The organism is Mesorhizobium sp. M7D.F.Ca.US.004.03.1.1 (assembly GCF_003998635.1).
Lineage (GTDB): Bacteria > Pseudomonadota > Alphaproteobacteria > Rhizobiales > Rhizobiaceae > Mesorhizobium > Mesorhizobium loti.
In genome coordinates, this window is record NZ_RZQG01000434.1 from 1 (window position 1) to 4,969 (window position 4,969).

7 protein-coding genes are annotated in these 4,969 nt (G+C 60.3%); 4 read left to right on the forward strand and 3 right to left on the reverse strand.

Annotated features, from left to right (window positions below; translation table 11 throughout):
- Positions 1-988, forward strand: a 988-nt coding sequence (locus EN935_RS21960) for a 3-deoxy-7-phosphoheptulonate synthase class II (protein ID WP_164771257.1), incomplete at its 5' end; no start/stop codon positions are given.
- 114 nt (positions 989-1,102) lie between these two features.
- Here EN935_RS21960 and EN935_RS21965 read toward each other — a convergent pair.
- The gene (locus tag EN935_RS21965) at positions 1,103-2,173 is read right to left on the reverse strand and encodes a diguanylate cyclase (protein ID WP_109669323.1); all 1,071 of its coding nucleotides are present in this window, start codon (positions 2,171-2,173) and stop codon (positions 1,103-1,105) included.
- Positions 2,174-2,589: 416 nt separating this feature from the next.
- Between EN935_RS21965 and EN935_RS21970 the strand changes: the two genes are divergently transcribed.
- The 3 genes from EN935_RS21970 to EN935_RS21980 all read left to right on the forward strand — a co-directional run bounded on the left by EN935_RS21970 (position 2,590) and on the right by EN935_RS21980 (position 4,075).
- Positions 2,590-3,006, forward strand: coding sequence for a GFA family protein (locus EN935_RS21970; protein ID WP_109669387.1), 417 nt, complete (start codon positions 2,590-2,592; stop codon positions 3,004-3,006).
- Positions 3,007-3,087: 81 nt separating this feature from the next.
- On the forward strand, positions 3,088-3,447 hold the full coding sequence (locus tag EN935_RS21975; RefSeq protein WP_109669321.1) for a diacylglycerol kinase: 360 nt from the start codon (positions 3,088-3,090) through the stop codon (positions 3,445-3,447).
- 40 nt (positions 3,448-3,487) lie between these two features.
- Positions 3,488-4,075 (forward strand): hemerythrin domain-containing protein, encoded by a 588-nt coding sequence (locus tag EN935_RS21980; RefSeq protein ID WP_127264609.1) that lies wholly within the window; start codon positions 3,488-3,490, stop codon positions 4,073-4,075.
- A gap of 25 nt (positions 4,076-4,100) precedes the next feature.
- On the opposite strand, the gene EN935_RS21985 is transcribed toward EN935_RS21980, so the two are convergent.
- Positions 4,101-4,688 carry a DedA family protein gene (locus EN935_RS21985; RefSeq protein ID WP_127264608.1) on the reverse strand — a complete coding sequence of 196 codons (588 nt, stop codon included), beginning with the start codon at positions 4,686-4,688 and terminating at the stop codon, positions 4,101-4,103.
- A partial coding sequence (locus EN935_RS21990; protein WP_127373609.1) for a DUF1003 domain-containing protein occupies positions 4,685-4,969 on the reverse strand: 285 nt, incomplete at its 5' end. The genes EN935_RS21985 and EN935_RS21990, both read right to left, overlap by 4 nt.

Genomic DNA, 4,969 nt, shown 5'->3' on the forward strand with positions numbered 1-4,969 from the left:
CAGCTATCGCGGCGACATCATCAACGGCATCGAATTCGACGCCAAGTCGCGCATTCCAGATCCTGCCCGCCAGGAAATGGCGTACCGCCAGTCGGCGGCAACGCTCAACCTGCTGCGCGCCTTCGCGCAGGGCGGGTATGCCAGCCTGGAGAATGTGCACCGCTGGATGCTCGGCTTCGTGTCCGATAGTCCGCAGGGCGAGAAGTACGAATCGCTCGCCAACCGCATCACCGAGACGATGGACTTCATGAAGGCCGTCGGCATCACCTCGGAAACCAACTACGCGCTGCGCGAGACCGATTTCTACACCAGCCATGAGGCGCTGCTGCTCGGCTACGAGGAGGCGCTGACCCGCGTCGATTCGACCTCCGGTGACTGGTACGCCACCTCAGGCCACATGATCTGGATCGGCGACCGTACCCGCCAGCCCGACCATGCGCATGTCGAATATTGCCGTGGCATCAAGAATCCGCTTGGCCTGAAATGCGGCCCGTCGCTGACGCCGGACGGGCTGCTGGAGCTTATCGACCTGCTCAACCCCGAAAACGAGCCCGGCCGGCTGACGCTGATCGCCCGCTTCGGCTCCGACAAGGTCGCCGACCACCTGCCGAAGCTAGTTCGCGCGGTGCAGAAGGAAGGCCGCTCCGTGGTGTGGTCGTCGGACCCGATGCACGGCAACACGATCGAGGCCGCAGGCTATAAGACGCGGCCGTTCGACCGCATCCTAAAGGAGGTGCAGACCTTCTTCGAGGTGCACCGCGCCGAAGGCACACATCCGGGCGGCATCCATGTCGAGATGACCGGCAAGAACGTCACCGAATGCACCGGGGGCGCGCGCGCCATCACGGCCGAGGAGTTGCAGGATCGCTATCACACCCATTGCGATCCGCGCCTCAACGCCGATCAGGCGATCGAACTGGCGTTCCTGGTCTCGGATCTGTTGAAGAAGAGCCACCCGGTGCAGCATAAGCAGGCCGTCAACGGTTGATCCGGCCACTTCAATTTGATCAATAAGGCGTCTTGGAAACTTGGCGCCTTTTTCATTTTCAGCCGATAGTTTGTGCCTACGCCCGTGCCGGCGCGATCGGCAAAATAGAAGGCTTCAGTCCTTCTTGTAGAGCAGCCAGCTCTTGCCGGCCCGGCCAGCCATCGTCGAGTGCTTGGTGACGCGGTTGCGGCCGCTGACCTTCGAGCGATAGAGCGCCCGGTCGGCCTTGGTGTAGAGATCCTCCGGCCCCTCGGCCTCGGATGCCATGCAGATGCCCATCGAGACGGTGACGGTGCCGTAATTCGTGCCGGTCTGGCTGCTGGTGAACGGCGTCTGCTCGATCAGGGCGCGAATGCGCTCGGCGATCTCATAGGTGGCGTCCTCGCTGGCGCCCTCGATGATCAGCGCGAACTCCTCGCCGCCGGTGCGGGCGACGAACATGTCGCCGCGAATGCTGGTCTGCAAGATGTCGGCGATGATCTGGATGATCTTGTCGCCGACCGGGTGGCCGTAGCGGTCGTTGATGTCCTTGAAGCGATCGATGTCGGCAAGGACCAAGGCGTTGAACAGGATACCCTTGTTGCTGTTGTAGATCCTGGTGATTTCCTTGTCGAAGGCGCGGCGATTCCAGATGTGGGTCAAGGGATCGGTGTCGGCCAGCCGCTTGTACTCTTCGAGCTTCGACTTGACGCTCTCCAGTTCGGCCGTCTTGTCGCTGAGCGTCGAGGCCACCTGCCGGCCGTGATCGATCGTCGAATTGGTGGCAATCGCCATGGCGTTGGCGATCTTCTGCAAAAGATCCTGAGAGAGAAGGCTGCGGCCGCTGAGGCCGCTCGATGTCTCATCGAGGATCCTGCCGTATTTCTCGATGTGGCTGCGCTCGCTCCTCAACAGCGAAGCGACTTCCTCGAGCTCCCTGGCAATGACGTCTCTGGCATGCTCGACAATGCTGGGGCCATGATTGTGGGCAAAGAAAGTGCGTCCGATCTGATCCAGTTCATCCTGTGTCGGCCGGCTGCTCAGCGAAACGACGGCGAGGCTGAGTTCGCGATTGGTGCCGCTCAGGGCCTCGTAGAAGATCTCGTAGTTGCGCGGCAGGCCGAGCACGCCCAGCTGGCGCATCGTGGCAACAGCGGTGGCTGCGATGTCGGTGCTTCGTTCGGTCGGGAGAACTGCCGGCTGCATTTTTGATTCTTCCCCTCGGATCCCGGCGCAGAATTCGCGGGTTCCCTGTGTCGCCGACCTGGGGAATGCGACAGGCACTTCAGAACAACTTACGAAGGATGCGTCCCCACCCACGACCTTCGCTTGCCGTGACCATAAATGCGCTGGCGCTAAAGTTTCCTTAATTTGTAAAAAAACGGACACGTCTTTCTCTACCTGCGGCTGTAGAAGCTTCAATTCGGGCATAACAATCCATACCGACGCCAGTTTGGTGGCTTTGAATCGGAAATTCGCGCATTGCGCTCTTAAAAATGGAACTGAATTTCGGATTTGCCGCGCCAATACATGTCGCATTTGCTTGCGTGTGGGCGCCGCAAAGCTGGAATCCTGATGGCGATGCTGATGCCAGTCAGAGTTTTCTTCAAGGAGGGGTCGACGTGAGTGATAGTCACCGGGGATCGTGTCTGTGCGGAGCGGTTCGCTTCAAAACGCACGGAGCGCTGCGCGGCGTCGTCTATTGTCATTGCTCGCAATGCCGCAAGCAGAGCGGACATTTCTATGCCGCGACCAATGTTGCCAACGCCGACATCGTGATCGAAGGCACGGAAAGCATCACCTGGTACGAAGCGTCAGCCTTCGCCAGGCGCGGGTTTTGCAAGACATGCGGGTCGGTCCTGTTCTGGAAGCCGCGAGACCAGGACTACATTTCAGTCATGGCGGGATCGTTCGACAGGCCGACAAGTCTCGAGGGAGAATGCCATATCTTTGTCGGTGACAAGGGCGACTATTATTCGATCGGCGACGGGCTGCCGCAGTTTGAAAAGTCGACGCCGTCCATCCCGGTCGCGGAGTGAATCTTGGACAAGTCACCTTATTCCATTGATCTGGCCAGCCATTGCATTATCCCGTGCCGGTGATTCGGAAAGGGGTTTGGCATGCAGCGGCTGATCGACGCTTATTTCAATTCGGTGCGGGCGTTTCGCAAACTGGCCGTCAGCGAAAAGGCTTTCCAGCAGGAGCTGATGCTGCTGGCGCTCGCCTTGCCGCTCGGCTGGTTCGTTTCGATCTCGTGGCGCGGCTATGCCTTGCTGATCGGCGCGGTGCTGCTCTTGATCATGGTCGAAGTGCTGAACACCGGCATCGAGGCGGCGTGCGACGCGTTCAGCCGCGAGTTCAATGTCGACATCCAGCTGGCCAAGGACTGCGGTTCGCTGGCGGTGCTGATTTCGGTGCTCATCGTCGCCGGTGTCTGGGGCATCGCCATCATCGAGCGGATCACCGGTCTACCGATCTAGCATGCTGGCTCCTATATGACGGTAACTAAAGGAAACCGTCATGTCTGAAGTCGCTAACTTCCTATTGCTCGAACGCAAGGGCCTGCCGGACGACCTTCGCTGGCTGGTCGAAAAATATCCGCGCGAAAACTGGCAGGGGCACGCCAACATCCACGGCATCGCCAATATGTGGCTGCAGCGGCACGACATGTTCCGCGAACTTGGCGGCATGCTGACCAAGGGCATTGGCGACTACCGCGAGGGCAGGCTGACGGCGCCCGACTTCGCGCGCTGGTTCGCGCCTCGCCTCAATCATTTTCTCGGCAATCTCGACGGTCACCACAATGTCGAGGATTACCAATATTTCCCGGTCTTCGCCAAGGCCGAGCCCCGTTTGAAGCGCGGCTTCGAGATACTCGATGCCGACCACCACATCATCCATGAAGGGCTGGAGCGCAATGCCGAGGCTGCCAATGCCTTCATCAAGACGCTTCAGGAGAGCGAGGACAGACAGCGCTTCGCCGCCGACGCCTATGCCGACGAAAACAGCCGGCTGATCGCCATGCTGACCCGGCATCTTGCCGACGAGGAAGACCTGATCATCCCGCTGATCCTCGATCGGGGTGATGTGGCGCTCGGCGTAGACTAGGACGTCCCTGGACGGCCAGCCTAGATCAACTCTCTTTGGCGCGCTCCTTCTTGGCGGTGTGACGCGCGACGAACCAGGCAAGGATCGCCACGGTCAGGCCGATGCCTAGCCCGACGAGCAATCGCTCGTGACGCATCAAAGCCTGGCCGACGAAGTGTTCTGCGCCCAGTCCAAAGACATAACCGATCGTGCCGAACAGCACCGCCCAGATCGCCGATGAGATGGCGTTGAGGACGACGAAGCGCGGCGCAGGGATATTGGAAAGTCCGGCCGCGATGCCGCCGACCAAGCGCATGCCGTAGACGTAGCGGTTCGACAGCACGAAAATGTTGGGGTGGGTATTGAGCAGACGGTAGGCGCGGCGGAAGCCGGGCCGCGTGCGCAACCTGACGACATAGCGATGGTCAGCAAAGCTTCGTCCAAGGATGAAGAAGAAAGTGTCGCCGATGAAGGCGCCGAGGCCAGCCGCAAGGAAGGCGTGCCACAAGACGAAGACCTGCTGGTGGGCGAAGAAGCCGCCGAGGATTGCGGCACTTTCACCCTCCGCGAGGCAGCCGATGAAGACGGCAAGCAGTCCATACTGTTCGATGAAATGATGGATAGCCTGCGTCATGAGGGTTGGGTCTGGGGGGTGAGCCGTTCGTCAATCCGCTTCAGTTGTTCGGCTATCTGCGCGATCTCGTCGCGCATGCCGATGATCTGGCTGTGGCGCAGCTCGTCCAGCTTTTCATGCAGCGCCATGATCTCGATCTCGGCTTTGAGGTTGACCTCGTAGTCGTGGGCAGCGTCGATGCGGTCGCGCGCCGCCTGGCGGTTCTGCGACATCATGATCACCGGCGCCTGCAGGGCGGCGATCATCGAGAGGACGAGGTTAAGGAAGATGAAGGGGTAGGG

Coding starts and splice junctions, on each gene's coding strand:
- EN935_RS21965 (WP_109669323.1), bottom strand. CDS start 2,173: ATGCAGCCGGCAGTTCTCCCGACCGAACGAAGCACCGACATCGCAGCC.
- EN935_RS21975 (WP_109669321.1), top strand. CDS start 3,088: ATGCAGCGGCTGATCGACGCTTATTTCAATTCGGTGCGGGCGTTTCGC.
- EN935_RS21980 (WP_127264609.1), top strand. CDS start 3,488: ATGTCTGAAGTCGCTAACTTCCTATTGCTCGAACGCAAGGGCCTGCCG.
- EN935_RS21985 (WP_127264608.1), bottom strand. CDS start 4,688: ATGACGCAGGCTATCCATCATTTCATCGAACAGTATGGACTGCTTGCC.